We start from the raw sequence: 21,976 nt of genomic DNA on the forward strand, positions 1-21,976 counted from the left end.
AGTGGTCGGGGATCTTCTTCCTCGTCGCCTTCGCGATCATGTCCCTGGTCTGGGACGCCGGCGCCCGCAGGGCCATCGGCCTGCGCAGACCGTACGGCGGGGTCTTCGGCAAGGACCTGCCGAGCGCCCTGCCCGCGCTGGCCCTGCTGCCGGCCCTCACCTACATCGTCTCCTGGGCCGGCTGGTTCGCCTCCCCCGGCGGCTGGGGCCGCAACTGGGCGCAGGCGACCTCGCAGGGCCCGGTGTTCTTCGTCTTCGACTCCCTCCGCTCCTGGCTGAGCTACCACTTCCAGGTGCTGAGCTTCCACACCGGGCTGGCGACCCCGCACAACTACCAGTCGGACCCCTGGTCCTGGCCGCTGCTGCTCCGCCCCGTGGCGTTCTTCTACGAGAGCCCCAAGGGCGCCTGCGGCACCGACAGCTGCTCGCAGGCGGTCCTGGGTGTCGGCACCCCGGTCATCTGGTACGGCGGCCTGGCCGCCCTCATCGCCATGGTCGCCTGGTACGTCGCCACCCGCGACTGGCGCGCCGGGGCCGTGCTCCTCGGCTACGCCGCGGGCTGGCTCCCCTGGTTCTACTGGGCGATCGCCGACAACCGGACCATGTTCCTGTTCTACGCGATCCCCATGGTCCCGTTCATGATCCTGGCGATCGTGCTCGCGGCCGGAATGATCATCGGCCCGTCCGGCGCCCCGCCCGGGCGGCGGATGGCCGGTGCCGCGATCGTGGGGGCCTTCACCCTGCTGGCACTGGTCAACTTCTGGTGGCTCTACCCGGTGCTCACCGCCGAGATCATCCCCTACGCCGAGTGGAGTTCACGAATGCTTTTCAAGAAAGGCTGGATCTGACAGCTCGCATATGAGCCACTTAGAAGACATTTCCTAGGGTAGGCACCGTGCAGGATCCATTACGTCACGTTCATCGTCAGAGCAGGCCCGCATACGGCAGACTTCGAGGCATGCCTGCACCGGACGTGGCCGCACTCCTGTCGGAGCTGGAGCGTTCCGAGCCCGCCTCCGCCGAGCACGCACGCAGCGCGATCGACTGGCTGACCGGTGGCGAGCCACTGGAGACGATCACCGAGCTCAACGTGTGCGAGTTCCTCTGGTACACGTTGCCCTCCAAGGTCACCGGAGACCGCACCGTGATCGCCCACGCGCTGGGCCTGCTGCTGCGGCTGGGCGGCCTGGAGCGCTACGCCGCCCTCTGCTCCTCCCCCACCACCGCCCACATCCTGCGCACCTACGCCCGCCTGGGCGAGGACGCGGGCATGGCGGCCTACCAGAGCGCCCTGGACGCCACGGGCGTGCTCCCGCCCGACGTTCCCGAGCTGCACTGGAGCTCGATCATGGGCCCCGAGGAGCTGGGCGCGCACGGCGCCTGCTCGGCCGCGCTGGAGCTGGCCATCGTCTCGGGAAGGCTCACCCCCGACTCCGCCGAACGGCAGACGCTCACCAGCCACTGGCTCACCGCGCCCCGTTCGGAGCTGGGCGGCGACAACTGGCTCCACCGGGTCCAGGGCGAGCGGCTCAACCGCTGGGTCCTCGGCCGGGGCACCGCCTGGCGCGAGCTCGCCCAGCCCTTCGAGGTACGCCTGCACGCCCCCATCCCGGCACCCGACGAGGCTCACCTGGGCGCGCTGCGCTGGCTGCTGACCGTGGGCCGCCGCCCGGGGGGCATCCCGCTGACCCAGCGGGACAACCTCGCCCGTTCCGTGCTCGCGGAGAGCACCTGGAGCGGCGCGGAGCTGGCCGCGGTCCGCGAGGTGGCCCAGGGCCACATGGGCGCGCTGCGCCAGAGTGGCAGGCGCCTGGTGACCACCCCGGCGGGTGAGCGCCTGCTCGGCGACGCCGACCTGCTCTGGGAGACCGCCGCCTCCGCGCTGCTCGCCCCCGTCTCGGGGGAGAACGGCTTCCGTACCTCGGCCAGGGAGGTGGCGCTGATGCTGCTCGCCGACGGCGCCCCCGCCGACCGCGACCACGTCACGGCGGTGATCGACTGCGCGGAGTGGCAGACCGTGGAGGTCGACGCCTCGCTCACCGAGCTGAACAGGCGCCTGGACGCCTTCGGCCTGCGCGTCGACGGCAGCCTCACTCCCGCCGGACGCTCAGCCGCCCTGGCCGCCCTCCGCAGCCACGCCCTCCGGCCCCGCCAGTACGTCAACATGACCTGATCTCCCTTTGCGTGCTCCGGCGCCGCGGCCGACCGGAGCCGTACGAGGACCCGGGCGGGCGCGGCACCGGAGCCCTGCTCGGTGGCGCGCTGCTCGGCGTGGTGGGTGCGTTGCCGGGCATCCCGATCGCCGCAGCCGTCCTGCTCATCCTGCGGGAGGTGGTCCTGCCCCGGCAGGAAGGCACCTGAAGGCGCCCGAGAGCAGCGGTCACCAGCGCCCGGTACATCGCGCCGAGGTGTGCGGCGTCGCGAAAATTTATCACTTCTTCGCCACGAAATCTCGTAGATCACAACAACATGCGATAGAAGATCACATGCACCTATTGCCTCCTCTTGGGGTACACGTGAAGAAGCACCTTCGACTCCTCGCGGCCCAACTGTTCGCCGCGGCCCTTGTCATCACCGTCTTCTCCAGCCCCGCCAGCGCCGACACTCCGGCGAGCGACGCCCAGCTCGCCGCCGAGTGGCAGACCGCATGGGACACCCAGAAGTTCTACGACACCACGCCTCCCGCCGCCAGCTCCGGCCGGAGCCGGGCCCAGAGCAGCATCTCGATCACGATCAACGCCCCCGTCACCAAGGTGTTCGCGGCATATTCCAACATCAACAACCACGTCGGCATGCACTCGTTCCTGAAGCGGGTCGTCACCCACAAGGACTGGTTCAAGAACGGCAAGCGCCACATCAACTTCACCGCCGTCGAGGAGATCCCCTACGAGGGCGCGATCGTCACCAGCAACACGCACGCGCAGCAGCGCATCCACGCCGACGGCCTCTACTACGAGACGGACACCTGGTCGCTGCCCGGCGTCGTCACGCACCAGAAGATCGTCTTCACGAAGCTAATCGGTGGGAAGACCAAGGTCACCGAGTACCTCACCTTCGACGCCGACACCTCACTGATCGACTTCGTCGTCGCGAACGGCGTCGCCTCCCACGAGGTGACCCAGGCGGGCCTGAAGCAGGCGATCGAGAGCGGCTCCATCTGATCCACCCCCTGGCCGGGGCCCGCTTCCACGGCGCGCCCCGGCCGGCTCACCACGCCGGCCCGGTATTCCACACATGACCCCGATCGACCTGCGTTGATCCCCGGCTGCTCGCGGGTGTGGCCGGCGCCCAGGTGGCCGCCGCCGTCCCTCACCCACCCCACGAAGACGCCGTCCTCCGGCTGCCCGGTGTCGGCGAGCCCACCGGCGATCAGGTCGATCACCTCCCGGTGCCGATGCCCCTGGCCGTGCGGAAGGCGGCGACGCTCGCCGCGATCTCCGCCTCACGCAGGATGATCTCCCCATGCCGCGCCCAGGCTGTCTTCGCGCCCTTGACCAGCGCCGGAGAACACCGGCATTCCGCTCATCCTTGGACCGGCACACAAGTTTCCACATCCCCGGCAGCCCCGGGAACCTCGCAGGTCACGAACGGGATGCGGGCCGGCGAGACCCCGCCCGACGATCACATTCGGGAGATGACCTTCTTGACTTAAAAAATTACAAATGTAAAAGTTTCTTTCAAGAGAGCGCTCTCACGCCTCGTCCACCCCCCAACCTCAGAGGACCTGCCGTGAGATTCACCGTGCTGACCGGCGCGGCGGTAGTCGCCGCCGCGCTGGTCTTCCCAGCAGCCCCCGCACAGGCCGCCCCGCCCGGCCCGAACCCGTCCGCGTCCGCCTCCCCCGAGCAGGCGCTACAGCGTGATCTCGGCCTGACCCCCACCCAGGCCCGCATCCGGCAGGCCCACGAGGCCGGGGCATCGGTGGTGGAGCGGAACCTTCGCAAACACCTCGCCGACCGGTTCGCCGGCGCCTGGTTCACCCCCGCCGAGGGACGGCTCTTCGTCGGCGTTCTGAACAGCCAGGACGCCGAGCTCGTCCGCAGGGCGGGCGCGCTGCCGGTGATCGTGCCACGCAGCGAGAAGCAGCTGGACGCCACGAAGGCCACCCTCGACAAGGCCGCCGAGGCCGCCGGCAAGGACATCTACAGCTGGCACGTGGACCTGGCCGCGAACACCGTGGTGGTGTCGGCCGCCGACCGCGACGCGGCCCAGAGCTTCGTCAAGAGCAGCGCCGTCGACTCCGACGCGGTGAAGGTCGCCGTCGGCCAGGCCCCCAGGCCGCTCTACGACATCCGCGGCGGCGACCAGTACGTCATCAACGGCAACACGCTCTGCTCGGTCGGCTTCTCGGTCAACAACGGCGGCTTCGTCACCGCCGGGCACTGCGGCGGCACCGGCAGCCCCACCCTCGGCTACAACAACGTCAGCCAGGGCACCTTCGCCGGTTCGTCGTTCCCCGGCAACGACTACGCCTGGGTCCGTACCAACGGCAACTGGACACCCCGCCCGTGGGTCAACAACTACGGCGGCGGCAACGTCTCGGTGGCGGGCTCCCAGGAGGCCGTGGTCGGCGCCTCCATCTGCCGGTCCGGGCGCACCACCGGCTGGCGCTGCGGCGTCATCCAGGCCAAGAACGTGACCGTCAACTACTCGGGATCGCTGGTCTACGGGCTCACCCAGACCACCGCCTGCGCCGAGGGCGGCGACTCGGGCGGCGCCTGGATCACCGGTGACCAGGCCCAGGGCATCACCTCCGGCGGCTCCGGCAACTGCTCGACCGGCGGCAACACCTTCTACCAGCCGGTCAACGAGGTCCTCGGCGCGTACGGCCTGACCCTGACCACCACCGGCGGCGGGAACACCAGCCGGCTCATCGGCTGGCAGGACAAGTGCATCGACGTGCCCAACAGCAACGGCGCCGACGGCCAGCGCCTGCAGCTGTGGGACTGCAACAACACCAACGCCCAGAACTGGACCTTCCCCGGCGACGGCACCGTCCGCGCCTTCGGCCTCTGCATGGACGTGGCCTGGGGCTCCACCGCCAACGGCGCCGCCATCCAGCTCGCCAACTGCAGTGGCAACCCGGCACAGCAGTTCGTCCTGAGCGGCGCGGGCGACCTGGTCAACCCGCAGGCCAACAAGTGCGTGGACGTCACCGGCTGGGGCGGTGGCGGCACCCCGCTCCAGCTCTGGGAGTGCAACGGCGGCGCCAACCAGAAGTGGCGCCGCGGCTGACCCTCACCTTCGCATGACCCCGTTGGGGCGGTGAGCACCCACCGCCCCAACACCGACTCCGGCCCACCGGCCGGCTGCCGTTCACCGCGACCGCCATCCGCACCGGGCGACAGGAGATCACCCAGGCCCTGGCCCTCCTACAACGGAGAGGGCCGCGGCCGCCTTCACCCCGGCACGCCGTCCCGGCTCCGGGACGTCAAGCGGCGCCGTGACCCCCGAGGGGTGTGCCGCGGCGACTTCCCGGTGCTCGACCGATCACGTCGACGGAGCACGGCTCGCCTGGATGCCGTCGAGGAGCCAGGTGAGGCCGAGGGCGAAGCCGGTGTCCCAGTCGCCGTCCACGACGAGGGGGCCATGGGCGGCGAGCGCGGGATAGCGCTCGCGGTTGGCACGCAGGTGCTCTCCGGCCGCCTGCCGCACCGCCGGTTCCTCACCGGTAAGCCAGGTGGCCTGCATCAGGGCGGAGCCGATGACGTAATTGGAGAGCCCGTACGCCGCGGCGGTGAGGCGGGGCTCGACGACCCCGGCTCCCAGCAGGGTGGCGTACAGGAACTCGCTGCGGGCGAGCACGTTGGGGCCCAGCATCGGCCGGCCCAGCAGCGCCGCCGACCAGGGGTGCTCCAGGAGCGTGGCGCGCCATCCTCCGATCAGCGCGGTGATGCCGGCACGCCAGTCGCGCTCCCCCTCCCGCGGGATCTCGACCTCCGCGAAGATCGCGTCGAGCGCGAGGTCGAGGACGTCGTCCTTGGTCTTGACGTGCCAGTACAGCGTGGTGGAGCCGGTACCGAGCCGCTCGGCGAGCCGTCGCATGGTCAGGCGGCCGGCGCCCTCCTCGTCCAGCAGGGCCACGGCCTCCTCGACGATCCGGTCCCGGCTGAGCGGGGGGGCCTCGCGCCCCGCGCCCCCGGACGATCGCAGCCACACGTTTCCCGCCTTGCTCTTCTCCACGAGGGCGAGTCTAGTATGTTGATCGAGCACCGGATCATTGATCCGGTCACTGGAACAACGATCCGGCACCCGTGTCAAGCAAAAGGGGGCGGCAGTGGCGGGACATATCGAGGTGGACCGGCTGACCTACGTGCTGCCGGACGGGCGCCTGCTCCTGAATGAGGTGTCGTTCCGGATCGGCGACGGGGTCAAGGCCGGTCTGGTGGGACCGAACGGCGCGGGCAAGACCACCCTGCTGCGGCTGATCGCCCAAGATGTGCAGCCGGACGACGGCCGCGTGGTCCACTCCGGCGGGCTGGGGGTGATGCGGCAGTTCATCGGCAGCGTCCGCGACGGCCGGACCCTGCACGACCTGCTGCTCTCGGTGGCACCCGACCGGGTCCGCACGGCCACCGCGAGCCTGGAGCGGGCGGAGTCGGCGCTGGCCGCTCACGACGACGAGAAGACCCAACTGGCCTACGCGCAGGCGATCACCGACTACACCGACGCCGGCGGCTACGACATGGAGGTCGTCTGGGACACCTGCACCACCGCGGCCCTGGGCCTGCCCTACGACACCGTCCGGGACCGTCCGGTGAACACCCTGTCGGGAGGCGAGCAGAAACGGCTGGTCCTGGAGGCCCTGCTACGCGGCCCGGACCAGGTCCTGCTGCTGGACGAACCGGACAACTACCTGGACGTGCCGGGCAAGCAGTGGCTGGAGGACCAGCTCCGGGCCAGCACCAAGACCGTGCTGCTGGTCTCCCATGACCGGCAGCTGCTGGCCGGCGCCACCGACCGCATCGTGACCGTGGAGTCACGTGGCGTCTGGGTGCACGGCGGGGGCTTCGCCACCTACGCCCAGGGCCGCGAGGCCCGTATCGCCCGGCTGGAGGAGCGACTCCGGCGCTGGGACGAGGAGCACGCCAAGCTCAAACACCTGGTGCGCACCCTGCGGCAGACCGCCGCCAACAACGACGCGGTCTCCTCGGCCTACCGCGCCGCGCGCACCCGGCTGAGCAGGTTCGAGGAGGCCGGCCCACCGGAACGCCCGCCCAGGAAGCAGAACGTGCGGATGCGGCTGCGCGGCGGCCGCACCGGCAAGCGTGCCGTCATCTGCGAGAACCTTGAGCTCACCGGCCTGATGCGGCCGTTCGACACCGAGATCTGGTACGGCGAGCGCATCGGGGTGCTCGGTTCGAACGGCTCGGGCAAGTCCCACTTCCTGCTCCTGCTCCAGGAGGCCGCGGGCGACGCGGCGCCCACGGTGCGGCACACCGGCTCGGTACGGCTGGGAGCGCGGGTGGTGCCCGGTCGTTTCGTACAGACCCACGCCCGCCCCGACCTGCACGGCCACACCCCGGTCGAACTGGTCCTGGCCGGTCACCCGCTCACTCTGAACGACGCGATGGCCGCCCTCGCCCGCTACGAACTCGCCCCCGCCGCGTCCCAGCGCTTCGAGACCCTGTCCGGTGGCCAGCAGGCCCGCCTGCAGATCCTGCTGCTGGAGCTGTCAGGCGCGACCCTGCTCCTGCTCGACGAGCCGACCGACAACCTGGACCTGGCCAGCGCCGAGGCCCTGCAACAGGGCCTGGCCGCCTTCTCCGGCACCGTCCTGGCCGTCACCCACGACCGCTGGTTCGCCGCCGACCTCGACCGCTTCCTGATCTTCGGCGCCGACGGAGCCGTCTACGAGAGCCCCGAACCGGTCTGGCACGAGGGCCGAGTGGAGCGCTTCCGCTGAACTCGCCTACCGCAGGAGTTTGACGAGCAGGGCGCGGAGGTCCTGGGCGCCTTCGGGACCGAGGGTCTTCTCGACGTCGTGCTCGACGCCCAGCATCGCGTCGCGGACCGCGGGGAGGCGGGCGCGGCCGAGGTCGGTGAGTTCCAGGGCGTAGCGGCGGCGGTCGTGCGGGTCCTGGCCGCGGACCACGAGCCCGGCCTGGACGAGTTCCTCGACCAGCGACGCGGCGGCCGGTTCGGTGAGGTCCAGGTACTGGGCGAGTTGCTGCTGGGGGCAGGGCCCGAGCCGGTCCAGGGCGGGCAGCAGGCCGAAGTGACGGGTGCGCAGGCCGTACTCCGCCAACCTGTGGTCGCCGAGCCGGCGCAGGTGGTAATGGGCCTGGGCGATGAGGTGTTCGGTGCTCGCGACGGTGGACCGCTCGTCGTGGGCGACCAGCCTGCTCAGCAGCTCGGTGAGGCGCCGCCGTTCGGCCGGGGTCAGCGGGGCGGTGAGCCGGACGTCCCGGTCGGCGACGGCCTGGCGCATGTCCTTCAACGCGGTACGGCCCTCGTCGGTCAGTGACAGGACATAGGTACGGCGGTTGGCCGGGTTGCGGGTCCGGGTGAGGTAACCGGCCTGCTGGAGCCGGTCGAGCAGCTTGACCATGATCGTCCGATTGATGCCGAGGCGGTGCGCGAGGTCCTGCTGCGAGGGCGCGTCCTCGTCGGCCAGCACGTCGAGCACCACGAAGTCACGGGACTGCGGCCCGCCCCGTATGGCCTCGCCGGTGATGCCGGTGAAGACCCGCCGCAGTAGATGGCCGATGGTCACGCGCAACGGCCCGGACTCCTCGCCGACGGCCCCTCCCCGCTGATCGGACACGGCCACCACCTCCCCGAACAAGCCTAGCGGCGCTGATTGTTCGGAGAGTTGACGTATGGCACTGCTGACGGTTGGAGACCGCGCCGACCACCGGCAGGAGCCGGATCGCGGCCCTCGACACCGCCCTCCGTGACGGCCGGTAACCCCCTCGCGCGAGGGGTCTCGGGCCTCTTCCCCGCGGAACGAGACGAACGACAAGGCCGTTCGGATCCCATCGACTCCCGAAGAGGCCGGAGTACCGGCGACCGGCGCTTGCGGGCCGCCCCCGATCACCGAAGACGTGCCACAGGGGACGTCTCCGGAAAGTACAGGACTATTTGAAGGATTCGGACGGTCGGTGTCATCCCAGGTCAGCGGGGGTAGGGACGAGAACTACCGCGGGTGCGCCGTAGACCGGAGGGACGACCGTCCGGGCGGGGTGCCCCTACTGCGGATGGGGCGGCGAGAGCGGTCGTGGCCACCGCCGGAGCGGCGGGAAGCCACCACCCAGGTGAGGAAGATCATGGTTGAAGAACACGAATACCCGATTCCCCCTCTCGTTCGCGCGCTGGGCTGGACCAGCCTGGGACTGGGCGTGGCGCAGCTCGCCGCACCGGGTGCCGTCAGCCGCCTGGCCGGGGTCGACGACTCGCCCAAGGCGTTCGGCGCGGTGGTGCTGGTGGGCGTACGGCAGTTGTTTCACGCGGCGACCCTGCTGAGCAGCCGCGATCCCGCGCCCTGGGTGTGGGCCCGGGTCGCGGGTGATGCCCTGGACCTGGCTCTGCTGGGCCGGGCGATCGCCGGCCGCACCGGCCGGAGACGTGGCCGCGTCACAGCGGTGGCGGCGACGGTCGCCGTCGTCACGGCCGCCGACCTGTGCGCCGCGATACGCGCGAGCCGGCACCGTCCGGAGGAGGGGTCCGCGCGCTGGATGAGCCTGCACGCGGCCGTCACGATCAATCGCCCCCGTGAGGACGTGTACCGGTACTGGCGCGACTTCGAGAACCTTCCCCGCTTCATGGCGCACCTGGAGTCGGTGCGGACGATCGGTGATGGGCGATCGCACTGGAAGGTGAAGGGTCCCGCGAAGAAGGCCATCGAGTGGGAGGCCGTGATCGTCGAGGACCGCTCCGGCGAGGTGATCACCTGGCGCTCCACCGGGAAGGCCACCGTCGACAACAGCGGTTCCGTGCGTTTCACCGACGCGCCCGGCGGACGCGGCACGGAGGTGCGGGTGAACCTCAGGTACGCCCCTCCGGGCGGCAAGGTGGGCGCGGCCTTCGCCAGGCTGCTGGGCGAGCATCCCGAGCAGCAGGTACGAGACGACCTGCGCCGGTTCAAGCAGGTCATGGAGACCGGAGAGGTGGTCCGCTCCGAAGGGAGCCTGGAGGGCGCCCACGCCCTGCGGCACGCCGTACAACGCCCCGCCCAGCCCGTGATGTCAGGGAGTGCCTCATGAAAGCCAACTGCTGGATGGGTCGCAACACCGTCGAGGTCCAGGAGGTTCCCGACCCCACGATCCTGAACGCTCATGACGCTGTCGTCCGCATCACCTCGACCGCGATCTGCGGCTCCGACCTGCACCTCTACGACGGCTACATCCCGACCATGAAGAAGGGCGACATCCTCGGCCACGAGTTCATGGGCGAGGTGGTGGAAGTGGGGCCCGAGGTGCGAAAACTACGGGTCGGCGATCGCGTGGTGGTGCCCTTCCCGATCGCCTGCGGCGCCTGCGGCGCCTGCGAGCACGGCATGTACTCGGTGTGCGAGAACTCCAATCCCAACGCCGGTATGGCGGAGAGGCTCATGGGTCACTCTCCCGCCGGGATCTTCGGTTACTCCCACATGCTCGGCGGCTACCCCGGAGGTCAGGCGGAGTACGCGCGGGTGCCGTTCGCCGACGTGGGACCGATCAAGATCGAGGACGACCTGCCGGACGAGCAGGTGCTGTTCCTGTCCGACATCCTGCCCACCGGCTGGATGGGCGCGGAGATGTGCGACATCAAGCCCGGAGACGTCATCGCCGTATGGGGTGCCGGGCCGGTCGGCCAGTTCGCGATCGCCAGCGCGTTCCTGATGGGCGCTGAGCGGGTCATCTCCATCGACCGCTTCCCCTACCGGCTACAGAAGGCCGAGCGCGCCGGTGCCGAGACGCTCGACTACGAGAAGGTCGACGTCCTCGACGCGCTGCGGGACATGACCGCCGGCCGGGGTCCGGACGCCTGCATCGACGCGGTGGGCATGGAGGCCCATCACCCCGCCGGCGTTGCGCACGCCTACGACCGAGCCAGGCAGGCGACCCGGATGGAGACCGACCGGCCACACGCCCTGCGCGAGGCGATCATGTCCTGCCGCAACGGTGGCGTCGTCTCCGTGGTCGGCGTCTACGGTGGCCTGATCGACAAGTTCCCGATGGGCTCGCTGATGAATCGGTCACTGACGATGCGCAGCGGCCAGTGTCACGTGCAGCGCTATCTGAAACCCCTGCTGGGCAGGATCCGCAACGGTGACATCGATCCCAGCGTCGTCATCAGCCACCGCATGCGGCTGCAGGACGCCCCGCGCGCCTACGAGATGTTCAAGAACAAGCAGGACGAATGCAACAAGGTCGTCCTCACCCCCTAGCGGGGTCCTCCCCCCGGTTCCTGACGGACGCTACCTGACCGCGATTGATCCTATGGTCGCGCTCATGACACAGAGCACATCCGTTGTCCCTTTCCGTATCGACGTGGCGCAGGCCGAACTCGACGCCCTGCGGGACCGTCTGGCCTGGATCGCCAAGATCTTCCACCGGTGGGCCGGGACGCCCATCGACCGCGACCGGCTCCTGACCAATGTCAGCGTCTACTGGTTGACGGGCACCGCGGGCTCCTCGGCCCAGATCTACTACGAGCAGGTGAACGACCCGATGGCGTGGGTGCCGAAGCCGCGCGGCACCGTGCCCACGGGCGTGCCCCGGCCGACGGACACGGTAACGCACGCGCGACGCCGCAGGCGGTCAGCCCGCGACACGATGTTCAACGCGTTGAACCCCTCGGTCGGGAAACCACCCCGCCGCCCCCGGGATCGGCTTCGCCGTCCCTCTGCTTCCGGCGGCGTTGTGGACGGTGCCGTCGTCCTCAAGTCCGGCCCCGAAGGCGCCGCCGATCATCGCGATGGAGACGGATTACCGTGCTCCGGCGGAACGCAGGATCGCGGCGATCTCGCTCTGGCCCCTGTCGAGTGCGTGCTGGAGCGGGGTCGTGCCGTCCTTGTCGGCCAGGTTCACGTCGGCGCCTCCCGCGATGAGCAGACCCACGATCTCCTGGTACGGCGCGGAGCCGTCGCCGAGGATGACCGCCTCCAGCAGTCCGGTCCAGCCCAGGTCGTTGACGTGGTCGACGTTGATGTCCGTCTTGAGCACCTCGCGCACGTAGTCCACATGGCCGCGCTCACATGCCGGGATCAGCGAGACCCCGCCGTACCGGTTCCTGATGGTCAGGTCCGGCCTGGCCGGGAGCAGCGCGTGCAGCATGGCCACGCTGCCGGTCACCCCTGTCACCAGCCAGGGCGTGTCGTGCTGAAAATCCAGCGCGTTCGGGTCCGCGCCCGCGGCCACCAGGACCTTGGCGACCTCCACGTGGTCGGCCGCCGCGGCGAGCAGCAGGGCGGTACGGCGCTGCGGGTTCCGGGCCTCGATGTCGGCCCCGTTCGCGATCGCCTCGCGGACCTTGGCCACGTCGCCTTGGGCGGCGGCGGTCAGCGACTGTTCGTTGAGCACAGCGGATCCCTTCATGCCGGAGGGACCGCACGCGGTGAGGGCCAGGGCGAGCCCGGCGAGCAGGAAACCACGGCGGTCCACGGTCACATTCTTCCAGTGCTGCCGAGCTGGACGTCTTCGACGGCGCCGGATTCGACGAGACCGCGGTCATGTCCGCACCCGGCAGGGGTTACGGCCTGCGCACGATGCGGAAGCGGCCGGCGGAGGTGGGTGGCCGGCTCACGATCGGGAGCACGCCCGGCGCGGCGTACGGCTGTCGCGGCGGCGATGGCGACCCCGATCACCGCGCTCAGACCATGTCCCGGTAAGTCGGCCGGCACGCACGTCGGGGCATCACCCAGGCGAGCCACCCGGCGACCGTGACGGCGTCCACCGTCAGCGTTGCTCGCCCGCACGCCGTCGCAGCAGCTCGCGAGCCTGCAGGAACGGGGCCCGCAGGAAGGCCAGGTGGTCTTCCTGCCCGTGGCGATGGCAGACCTGGCCTGGCCACAGGCGCCGGCTCCGCTCATCGATGTAGGCCAGGGAGCCGTCGACAAGGTTCAGCATGTGCTCGATGGTGAGCCCGTCGAAGCGGCTGTAGTCCTCGCCGGTGCGCAGGTAGACCGGTGACGTGTGCGCCATGATGGGCCTGGCCCACACGTCGTGGTGCCTGGCGACATCGGCGCCCGGACCGTAGCACCGCGCGGCGATCCACGAGTCCTCGGCGATCGGCACGTCGGCGGCCAGTTCGAGCGCGTACTCCGGGCGATGGGACCGGTGCTCGGCGACGATGCGCCCGTTGGCCACGATCTCGATGCGGTCGATGGCGAAGATCGACTCGGCTCGTGCCTGGACGCGGACGGTCGTGTCCGCGGGCACCCGGACCTCCTGCCCCGGCCGATGGCCGCCGACGTCCAGTCGTAGGAGCGGGCCGCTCGTAACGAACGTGGCGCCCTCCCGCACGGCCTGGCACCAGGTCCAGTAGTCGAGGTCCTCGTGCGGCGGCACGTGCGCGTAGGTGCGGATGAGGCCGATCGGCACTTCACTGCTCATCTTGTCGGTGCCGCCGACCAGGGTCACCCGGTAGCCAGCGTTCAGGTAGCGGTAGTACTCCCGGATGTTGTACGGGTCGTACGCGATCATCTCGACGGCGTCCAGCCGGCCGGTGGCGAGCAGGGCGGCGGCCTCGCCGTTCGGCACCGGGAAGTGCGCGAGGACGACGGTGCCGCCCTGCTCGTGGCATTCGTCCGCCCAGTGGGACAGCGTGGTCTCCAGACCGCCGCCGAGCTCCGACTCCTCGGCCCCTCCGGTGCACCAGGGCATGATGGGGCGCCGCAGGCCGAGCAGGTTGATGTGGCCGAGCATGCCGCTGCGGTTCTCCTGGCCCGCGAAGACGTGGGTGTGGCCGTCGGCCGACGTGTGCGGGTGCCCGGTGAACTCCTCCGTGTTGGTGAACAGATGCCCCCACTGGCTGAGCAGCAGGTTCGTGACGCGTACGTCCTCGCCGCGCGCCTCCAGCTCGGCGCCGAGGGTCGAGACGAAGTGCACGTGGGTGTCGCCGCTGTACCAGCCGGTCGCGGCCATGTCGGTCATCCGGGTCAGCGTCAGCTCCAGCTCGGCCTGGCCGGGGCGAACCGTGACGGTCGTGTGCAAGGGCTGGTACTCGAACCCGCGGGCCGCCTCCACCGTGACCTCGCCCAAGGGCAGCCAGCCCTCGCAGGTGCCGTCGATGTAGGAGTAGGTTGTGGCGCCGAGCCTGACGTCGCCGCCGATGTCAAGGTTCCAGGTGTTGCCGTCGGAGTTGATGTGCCCGTGGTGGCCGTGCGGTGGGTAGGGCACCCCGTCGGTGGACCGGAAGTGGATCCGGCACGGGACGGGTTCGCCGGTGGCCGCGTCGCGGACCACCGTGCGTACCCAGGCCCGCCCGGCGTCGGGCACGCGCCAGGTGATCCCGCGGTCGCGATGCGAGCCTGCGGCGAGCAGGTCCTGCCAGCCACAGGTGCTGATCTCGGACGTTCCCCGCCTGAGGGCCAGCCGGGCCGAGGGGGTGGCGGCGACGCGCACATAGGCGCGCCGCTCCTCCTCGACGGGCGCCCCCCAGGCCGGTGTGGGGCCGTCCACCCCGCCCACCCGGCGATAGAGGTAGGTCGCGGAGCCGCGGTCCACGGTCACCGACAACTCCTCCGAGACCGCGCCGGCCGGCGGATCGAGATCGAGGAGGACGTCGCGCCACACCGTGCGCCCGAACGGGTCCTCGTCGAGTTCGCTGGTGGTCACGGCGCCGATGAGGACGCTCGGGCCCAGCGAGCGGATTTCCAGGGCGCGCACGGGCACGTCGGGCCGCGGGTTGCGGCACGGCCACAGGTAGAAGCGGTAGGGCAGCACGTACGGTGACCTGGCCTGCGGGTCGTCGATGTCGACGAACCGGGCGCCGGCCGCGTCGAAGCGCCCGTGGGTGCGCGGCATCAGCCGGTGCTGGGCGTCGGGCACGGCCAGGAACGGCGTCTGCCCCCAGTCGAGCGGGATCGCCCGGTCTCTCCACAACCGCGGCGTGGGCCCGATCTCGAAACGCTGGCGGACCGGCAGCCGCTCGGCGTGACCGTCCTCGTAGAGCAGCGTGTAGTGCGCGCAGACGCCACCGACCGTCTGGCCGTCGAACAGGTCTGAGGATTCCAGAGCGTGGGCGATCACCATCCACTCGAAGGCGCGCTCCACCGGAATGCCGACGGCTTCTCCGGACACCCGCAGCAGTGCCGTGTCCGCGCGCTCGTCCCCGAAGAGAAAGGGAATGCCGTACAAGGTGCGCGGCCCGAGTGGGTAGGACTCGCCGTCATCGAGGACCGAGCGCGGTGCGTTGAACACCGCGGCCAGGTCGACCGGCCGGTAGCCCCGGCCTTCCGTGGAGGGTTCAGGCATTGTCGGCCGCCAGGTCTCGCGGCTCGTCGACGGATGTCTGCGCCAGCCCGGCGTAGAGCCGGGGCGAGCGGGCTCTCAGGTACAGCGCCCGTACGACGCCGGCGACGACGGCGGCCAGGCCGACACCCACGATCAGGACATTGGTGACGGTACCTGCGCCGGTCAGCAGCGGCAGGTTGGTCAGCACAAGGAGGAGCAGCACGGCCAGGGCCGCGAAACTGAGCCCGGGGGCGATCGTCGTGCGGAAGAGCCCGGCCTCGGGCGCCTCGCGGCGCAGGAACCGGATGACCGCCAGACTGCACAGCGCCCACAGGGTGATGATCCCGAGGAAGCCGAGCGCGCTGCCCCACAGCAGCAGCCCCAGGTAGGGGTCGAGCCCGAAGGCGGCGAACACGGCGACGACGGCCGCCGCCACGGCGGTCTGCAGGAGACCCGCGGCCCACGGCGCCCTGGTCCGCGGGTGCGTACGGCCCAGCACCTGCGGCAGGAGTCCCTCGCGGCCCAACGCGAAGAAGTAGCGGTTGGCCGCGTTGTGCAGCGCGAGCAGGGCGGCGAACGCGCTGGTCAGCAGCAGGATGTTCATCACCTCGACGATCGGGGCGGGCACGTAGGTGTCGAAGACGGTGATCACGAGGTTGACCGGGTCCGCCTCGGCCGCGGCGGCTATCTTGGCCGGACCGTAGGCCAGGACGATGATCCAGGTGATGAAGGCGTAGAAGACGGCGATGAAGGCGACCGCGATGTAGGTCGCCCGCCGGACCGTCCGGATGCCGCCGCGCGCCTCCTCACTGAAGATCGCGGTGGCCTCGAAGCCCATGAAGGCCCCGGCGACCAGGGCGAACATGGCGCCGTTGCCCGGGTCCAGTACGGTGGCGGGCGAGAACGACGAGGCCGACCAGTCGCCGCCCCCGCCCTTCGCCAGGACGTACACCGCCAGCACGACCAGCACGACGGTCTCCAGAACGAGCAGGATCCCGAGAATCCGGGCGCTGGTGTGGATGCCGCGGTATCCGAGCCAGGCGACGAACACCAGGCCGATGAGCGCGAACACGTACCACGGCACGTCGAGGTGGAAGTACTTGGCGAAGGTGGTGTTGGCGTAGACGCCCAGCGCGCCGTACGTGCTGATCTGCAGGGCATTGTAGGCCGCGACCGCGAGCATCGCCGCGCCCGAGCCGGTCGGCCTGCCGAGCCCCCGGGCAATGGTCGCGTAGAACGCTCCGGCATTGCGGACGTAGCGGCTCATGGTCATGAAACCGACGGCGAAGAGCGCCATGACCACGCCGGCGACCAGGTAGCCGCCGGGGACGGCTGCGCCGCCCTTGAGGAAGTGCAGTGGGGCGACGGCGACGATGAGCGTCAGGGGGGCCAGAGCCGCCAGGACGGTGAAGACGAGGTCCTTTGTCCCCATGACGTTGCCGGCCAGGGCGTCGGGCCTGTTCGCGGGACTTCCGGTGACGTGACCTGGCATGTGTTCGCTCCTTACTCCGGGGCAGGACACCGGTGCACGGGATGGAGGAGAGGGGGGAGGGCCTGGGAACCGAGCCGCCTGGCCGATTAGGGGGGAGCCTATGGCGGGCCCTGAGTGCTGGACGAGTGACGTTCCATCCAGGCCACAGTGCCGCGACTGTACGTTCCGCACAGTCCGGCTCTCCTAGATCTCCTCGAGCGCCCGCAGGGCGAGATACAGCTCCATGCGGGTTTCCGCGTCGCCGAGCCGGCAGCCGAGGCTGGTCTCGATCTGCCCGATGCGGTGACGGACGGTGTTGCGGTGCACGCCGAGTTCCTCGGCGGCACGGTCCCAGTGGCCGTTGTGCCGCAGCCAGATCCGCAACGTGGCGAGCAGGTCGGCGGCGTCCTGCTGACGGCGCTCGCGCAGGGGGCGGAAGCGGCGGTCCGCGTAGTCGCGCAGGCGGCTCATGTCCAGCGCCGCGGCGAGCCCGTCCACCTCGGTCCCGCTGATCACACAGGCGCCCTGGAACAGGGCCGTGCGCAGCGCCTGGACGGCCTCCTCGTACGCCGCCCTCAGCTGCGCGGCCGGATGAGCCGCACTGATCCCGGCCAGCCAGCCGGCCCGCCCGAGGTCGTCGGTGATCCGGGCCGGCGGCACGGACTCAGGCAGCAGGGCGATGGACACCTCGCCGTCCTGGTCGACGAACGGCGAGGCCAGCATGGAGGCGAGCTCGCCGAGCCTGGCAGAGGTACCCGTGCCGGCGGCGGCACGCGCGCAGACGACCCGCCAGCGGGCACCGGAGCCCTGGACGCCGAACACGTCCGCGGCGTGCCGGACCCAGCGGGGTGAGTGCGGGTCGAGTGCCAGGGCCAGCGCCGCCCGGCCGACCTGGTGGGCGGGCCAGTTGTCCGCCGGAGCGGGGATGAGCAGGCTGAGCAGGGAGGCCGCCATCGTCATCAGGGCACGGTCGGTGACCCCGGCCACGATCGGGGCGCCCACGGCCAGCGCGTAGCCGCAGGGCAGCGGGCCGGCCACCGACTGGACCATGACCCGCTGGTCGACCGAGCTCATCGTGACGCTCGTCGGGCGCGTGCTGGCGCAGACCCGGTCGATGGCGACCCGTACCTCATCGTCGATCCGCGGCTCGCCCCCGGCCCATTCCCGCGGCCTGACCCGATCGGACAGCAGCGCCCACCCTCCCATGTGCGTGGCCAGTAGCTCGAGCGTCCTGGTGAGCGGGGACGGGCCGGTGGCGGCCTTGATCAGGGCACGCTGGGCGTCGGTGAGCCGTTTGATCTCCGACATCTCCGAGGAGAGCAACTCTCCGTAGAGCAGCTCGGCGCAGGATTCGAACGTCACCGCGGCAGGGACCTCCAGCAGCGGGAGGCCGTGCGCCCGGCAGGCCGCCACGAGCTCTTCGGGCACCCGGTCGAAGACCGGCGTCACGCCGAACCCGATGGCCGCGACCCCGGCGGCTTTGACCCGGGCCACGTACTCCGTGCTCAGCTCGGGCCGCAGGTTGGTGCCCGCCAGCAGGAGCAGCTCGTCGCCCTGCAGGTAGCGCGAGGGATCGGTCAACTCGCTGACGTGCACCCAGCGGATCGGGACGTCGAGATGATCCTCACCCGCGCGTACCGGCAGCCCCAGCCGAGCGACGAACACGCTGAGTGGCAGCATGCCGTCACTCTAGTGTCAATGCCGCCATGCCCTCGCCATCGGCGCAGCTCAGCGGCTCACCGCGATGAAGACCTTCGCGCTCGGCTCCATGGTGATCCAGTCGCCGCGAAATCCCTGAGGAATGTGGAACGACTCTCCGGCGCCGAACTCCTTGCGCCGCCCCGCCGCGTCCTGCACCGCGACGCGGCCCTTGAGGATGACGCAGATCTCGTCGTAGGGCCAGGAGTCGAATCGCACCGCGCCGGGCTCGCCCGTCCAGAAGCCGCCGGTGTACGAGCTCGCCGCACCGCCGAAGATCCGGAACTCCTCCTCCACCCACTCCTCCGACAGCAGGTGGTAGTCGCTCAGCGGGGGCACGAAACGCTCGCCGGCCCCGGCGTGTACGGCCCGCACCTGGTCGATGCCTGGAATATGTTCGGCGGTCACACGGCGGCTCCGAAGCGGCGTAGGACGTTGTGCGTGATGCGCTCGACGAACGGGTCTCCAAGGCTGAGCACATGGGACCACTCCGTGGCGCCCCCGTTGAACACCTCGCCGTCGCCACGGGTGAAGGCCGCGATCATCCCGGCGCCGCGCATCTCGCCTTCGTGCACGTAGTCAGGCAGATCGTCGCCGAGGTCCGCGTTGTAGTTGTAGACCTCCTCCTCGGGCCCGCCGATCGGCACCCGGCCGCCGAAGCGGTCCTCCTCGCCCCGCACGGCGGGCGCGAGCGCGAGGATCTCCAAGGTCTCGGGCGCGCCGTCCTCGAACGTCGGGTACGGCAACCCGCGCCGGAACGTGTACTCGACGGAGTCGAGCTCGAAGGCGGCCAGGAACGACGGCGGCCCGCCGAGCAGATCGCCGTAGTAGAGGTCGCTGCCCTCGAAGGCCCAGTGGTGCGGCCGGTAGACGGTGAAGCCGCCCGACGAGCGCGGCGTCGCCACGCCGTAACGGTTGTAGATCCCGCCCAGACCGTTGAGCCCCATGGTGGTCGCGCCCGGCCGGCCGACCGACTTCGCCTCCCACACCGTCGTGGCCAGATGGGGCGCCTCCCGCGCGCCGGGATCCGCGGACGGCAGCCGGTAGCAGTACTGCGTGGTCCCGTCCTCGCTGAGCCGTACCTGCCACTGGTAGTTGCCGCCGAACCTGGCCAGGTTGCCACCCGCGTCGACGAACGCGTCGACGGCGTCGCGCATGCGCCACGACCAGTACTCGTCGTGCCCGACGACGATCGCGCAGGAGTACCCGTCCAGCGCGTGGGGGTCGAAGTGCAGGTCGTGCTGGGTCAGGTAGTCGAGTTCGTACCCGTGGCGCTCCGCCCAGACGACGAAGTGCCGCTCGTAGGTGGCCCAGAACGCGTCGGCGTGGTGGCGGCTGTAGCCGAACAGGCGCGCCCACTCATACGAGGGGTAGCGCGGGGCGCCGTACATCGGCAGCGATCCCGTGTTGGCCTCGCGCGGCGCGCCGGCCGGCTTGCGGATCATGCCGCGGGCGATGGGCCGCTGCGTCGAGGCAAGCGGCGATCCGGCGTCGTTGCGGGGGTCGTCGCCCAGGCCGCGGTAGTGATTGGCGCCGCCCCAGTCGTTGTAGGCCAGCATCGTGCTGGTGGTCAGCACGAGCGCGGCGCGGGCTCGCCGGTGCGCGGGCGCCTTGACGACGAAGAAGTGCTCGCGCTCCCACAGCTCGCCGGCCGGGGTGGTGGCGCGCACAACGACGATGTAGAAACCGCTGCGCCAGTCGTCGGGGATCTTCAGCTCCAGACCGACGGGCCAGCCGCAGCCATTGGCGTGGGCATCGGCCGGCGCCTCGAAGCGGCCCGCCGACAGCCCCGGACATGACCACACGACCTGTGGCTCCAGCCCGTCGCGGAGCACCTGCAGCTCGAAGGACGGGACGCCGGCGCTGAGATGGAACCGCACCGTCTCGCCGGGAAAGTAGGAGAACCTGTCGGTGTAGCACCAGACCTCGGCCGCGTCCCGCTCGCTGAACGCGCGCTCCGACGGCCAGCCCTTCGGGGACCAGGCGAACGCGGCCGGAAGCCCGGCCTGCTTGATCGTGTCGCTCACGACCCTCCTCGACTCGTATGTGGGACCGAGTTTATGAACCGGTGTTCGGGGTGGCGGAATGGACGATTCGCACAACGCAGCTGGACGCTTCAGCCAGGGATCGTCGTGGCCCGAGCTCACTAGTCTCGGCATGCGCCTGCCTGTCTCGCATGATCGCGACCTGGGATCCGCGTGCGCCGCGGCCGATACGACGACGCACGGACCCGCCGACCCGAGAGGATTGACCAGAATGACCGAGCCCCGGGGGCCTGTCGACTCCTCACGCGTCCCGCGCTTCGCCGGCCCGGCGACCTTCGCCCGGCTGCCCCGCCTGGACGAGGTCGGGCGCGCCGACGTCGCGATCGTGGGAGTGCCGTTCGACACCGGCGTGTCCTACCGCCCGGGAGCGCGGTTCGGCCCCTCGGCCGTCCGGGAGGCCAGCCGCCTACTCCGTCCGTACCATCCGGGCCTGGACGTCTCGCCGTTCGCGACCCAGCAGGTCGCCGACGCGGGCGACATCGCGTGCAACCCGTTCGACATCGGCGAGGCCGTCGAGACCATCGAGGAGGCCGCGTCGGGCCTGACCGCGGACGGAACCCGGCTGGTCACCATCGGCGGCGACCACACCATCGCGCTGCCGCTCCTGCGCGCCGCCGCGCGCCGCCACGGACCGATCGCGCTCCTGCACTTCGACGCTCACCTCGACACCTGGGACACCTACTTCGGCGCCGAATACACGCACGGCACTCCCTTCAGACGCGCGATCGAGGAGGGCATTCTCGACACCGAGGCCATCGGCCACGTCGGCACCCGCGGCCCCCTGTACGCCAAGCAGGACCTCGACGACGACAAGCGCATGGGCTTCGGCATCGTCACCAGCGCGGATGTGATGCGGCGCGGCGTGGACGAGGTCGTCGACGCGCTCCGCCGGCGCATCGGCGACCGGCCGCTCTACCTGTCCATCGACATCGACGTGCTGGATCCAGCGCACGCGCCCGGTACCGGCACCCCGGAGGCGGGCGGCCTGACCAGCAGGGAGCTACTGGAGATCCTGCGCGGCCTCGCCGGCGGCAACCTGATCGGCGCGGACGTCGTCGAGGTGGCCCCCGCCTACGATCACGCCGAGATCACGTCGGTCGCGGCCTCGCACGTGGCCTACGACCTGATCAGCCTGCTCGCCCTCTCGACCCCGCCGGCGGACCGGGCCGCCGAGTGAAGGCCCAGGAGGTGGACCGCACCCCACCGTGTCCGTACGTGGCCGGCCCCGGTTCCCTGACGACCGCTCCGCGGTGGGCCGCCGGGCGGGATTCCAGATCGCAGGACAGACCATGCTGAACGGCCCGCCGCCATTCATCTGAGATTCACCTGGTTGGGCCAGGGTGCCCAGGTAGCCGAGGCGAAGCTGCCCGGCGGGACGAAAG

At 70.6% G+C, this 21,976-nt stretch carries 16 protein-coding genes and 1 pseudogene; 9 read left to right on the forward strand and 8 right to left on the reverse strand.

Annotated elements, in window-relative coordinates; genetic code table 11:
- From ACWD3H_RS34650 to ACWD3H_RS34670, 5 genes and pseudogenes are all read left to right on the forward strand, one after another.
- Positions 1–848, forward strand: a pseudogene (locus tag ACWD3H_RS34650) (phospholipid carrier-dependent glycosyltransferase); the annotation flags it as partial.
- Positions 849–958: 110 nt separating this feature from the next.
- The gene (locus ACWD3H_RS34655) at positions 959–2,173 is read left to right on the forward strand and encodes a hypothetical protein (protein ID WP_451957988.1); all 1,215 of its coding nucleotides are present in this window, start codon (positions 959–961) and stop codon (positions 2,171–2,173) included.
- Positions 2,174–2,184: 11 nt separating this feature from the next.
- Positions 2,185–2,361, forward strand: coding sequence for a hypothetical protein (locus ACWD3H_RS34660; RefSeq protein ID WP_451957989.1), 177 nt, complete (start codon positions 2,185–2,187; stop codon positions 2,359–2,361).
- A gap of 155 nt (positions 2,362–2,516) precedes the next feature.
- Complete coding sequence (locus ACWD3H_RS34665; protein ID WP_451957990.1) at positions 2,517–3,161, forward strand: hypothetical protein; 645 nt, start codon at positions 2,517–2,519, stop codon at positions 3,159–3,161.
- Positions 3,162–3,729: 568 nt separating this feature from the next.
- The gene (locus ACWD3H_RS34670) at positions 3,730–5,235 is read left to right on the forward strand and encodes a ricin-type beta-trefoil lectin domain protein (protein WP_451957991.1); all 1,506 of its coding nucleotides are present in this window, start codon (positions 3,730–3,732) and stop codon (positions 5,233–5,235) included.
- 255 nt (positions 5,236–5,490) lie between these two features.
- Here the strand turns inward: ACWD3H_RS34670 and ACWD3H_RS34675 are convergent, their stop codons facing one another.
- Complete coding sequence (locus ACWD3H_RS34675; RefSeq protein WP_451957992.1) at positions 5,491–6,183, reverse strand: TetR/AcrR family transcriptional regulator; 693 nt, start codon at positions 6,181–6,183, stop codon at positions 5,491–5,493.
- A 94-nt stretch (positions 6,184–6,277) separates the two neighbouring features.
- Between ACWD3H_RS34675 and ACWD3H_RS34680 the strand changes: the two genes are divergently transcribed.
- Positions 6,278–7,906 (forward strand): ABC-F family ATP-binding cassette domain-containing protein, encoded by a 1,629-nt coding sequence (locus tag ACWD3H_RS34680; protein WP_451957993.1) that lies wholly within the window; start codon positions 6,278–6,280, stop codon positions 7,904–7,906.
- 6 nt (positions 7,907–7,912) lie between these two features.
- On the opposite strand, the gene ACWD3H_RS34685 is transcribed toward ACWD3H_RS34680, so the two are convergent.
- Positions 7,913–8,767 (reverse strand): MarR family winged helix-turn-helix transcriptional regulator, encoded by an 855-nt coding sequence (locus tag ACWD3H_RS34685; RefSeq protein ID WP_451957994.1) that lies wholly within the window; start codon positions 8,765–8,767, stop codon positions 7,913–7,915.
- Between the two features lie 502 nt (positions 8,768–9,269).
- Between ACWD3H_RS34685 and ACWD3H_RS34690 the strand changes: the two genes are divergently transcribed.
- Both ACWD3H_RS34690 and ACWD3H_RS34695 read left to right on the forward strand, forming a co-directional pair.
- Complete coding sequence (locus tag ACWD3H_RS34690; RefSeq protein ID WP_451957995.1) at positions 9,270–10,205, forward strand: SRPBCC family protein; 936 nt, start codon at positions 9,270–9,272, stop codon at positions 10,203–10,205.
- Entirely contained in the window at positions 10,202–11,371 is a 1,170-nt protein-coding gene (locus ACWD3H_RS34695; protein ID WP_451957996.1) for a zinc-dependent alcohol dehydrogenase, read from the forward strand. Before ACWD3H_RS34690 ends, ACWD3H_RS34695 begins: the two co-directional genes overlap by 4 nt.
- Positions 11,372–11,912: 541 nt before the next feature.
- Here the strand turns inward: ACWD3H_RS34695 and ACWD3H_RS34700 are convergent.
- From ACWD3H_RS34700 to ACWD3H_RS34725, 6 genes are all read right to left on the reverse strand, one after another.
- A complete protein-coding gene (locus ACWD3H_RS34700) occupies positions 11,913–12,587 on the reverse strand; it encodes an ankyrin repeat domain-containing protein (RefSeq protein ID WP_350928498.1) in 675 nt (224 codons plus the stop codon).
- 294 nt (positions 12,588–12,881) lie between these two features.
- Positions 12,882–15,401: a CehA/McbA family metallohydrolase gene (locus ACWD3H_RS34705; RefSeq protein ID WP_451957997.1), complete on the reverse strand. Its 2,520-nt coding sequence runs from the start codon at positions 15,399–15,401 to the stop codon at positions 12,882–12,884.
- Complete coding sequence (locus tag ACWD3H_RS34710) at positions 15,394–16,872, reverse strand: APC family permease (protein ID WP_451957998.1); 1,479 nt, start codon at positions 16,870–16,872, stop codon at positions 15,394–15,396. The genes ACWD3H_RS34705 and ACWD3H_RS34710 overlap by 8 nt, the downstream gene beginning before the upstream one ends.
- A gap of 183 nt (positions 16,873–17,055) precedes the next feature.
- The gene (locus ACWD3H_RS34715) at positions 17,056–18,531 is read right to left on the reverse strand and encodes a PucR family transcriptional regulator (RefSeq protein ID WP_451957999.1); all 1,476 of its coding nucleotides are present in this window, start codon (positions 18,529–18,531) and stop codon (positions 17,056–17,058) included.
- Between the two features lie 48 nt (positions 18,532–18,579).
- Positions 18,580–18,957 (reverse strand): cupin domain-containing protein, encoded by a 378-nt coding sequence (locus ACWD3H_RS34720; RefSeq protein ID WP_355564409.1) that lies wholly within the window; start codon positions 18,955–18,957, stop codon positions 18,580–18,582.
- Positions 18,954–20,576, reverse strand: a complete 1,623-nt coding sequence (locus ACWD3H_RS34725; RefSeq protein ID WP_451958000.1) for a N,N-dimethylformamidase beta subunit family domain-containing protein — start codon at positions 20,574–20,576, stop codon at positions 18,954–18,956. The genes ACWD3H_RS34720 and ACWD3H_RS34725 overlap by 4 nt, the downstream gene beginning before the upstream one ends.
- Positions 20,577–20,805: 229 nt before the next feature.
- On the opposite strand from ACWD3H_RS34725, the gene speB reads away from it, so the two are divergent.
- Positions 20,806–21,771: an agmatinase gene (speB, locus tag ACWD3H_RS34730; RefSeq protein ID WP_355564403.1), complete on the forward strand. Its 966-nt coding sequence runs from the start codon at positions 20,806–20,808 to the stop codon at positions 21,769–21,771.
- Positions 21,772–21,976 lie beyond the last annotated feature (205 nt).

The organism is Streptosporangium sp. NPDC002607, from assembly GCF_053592655.1.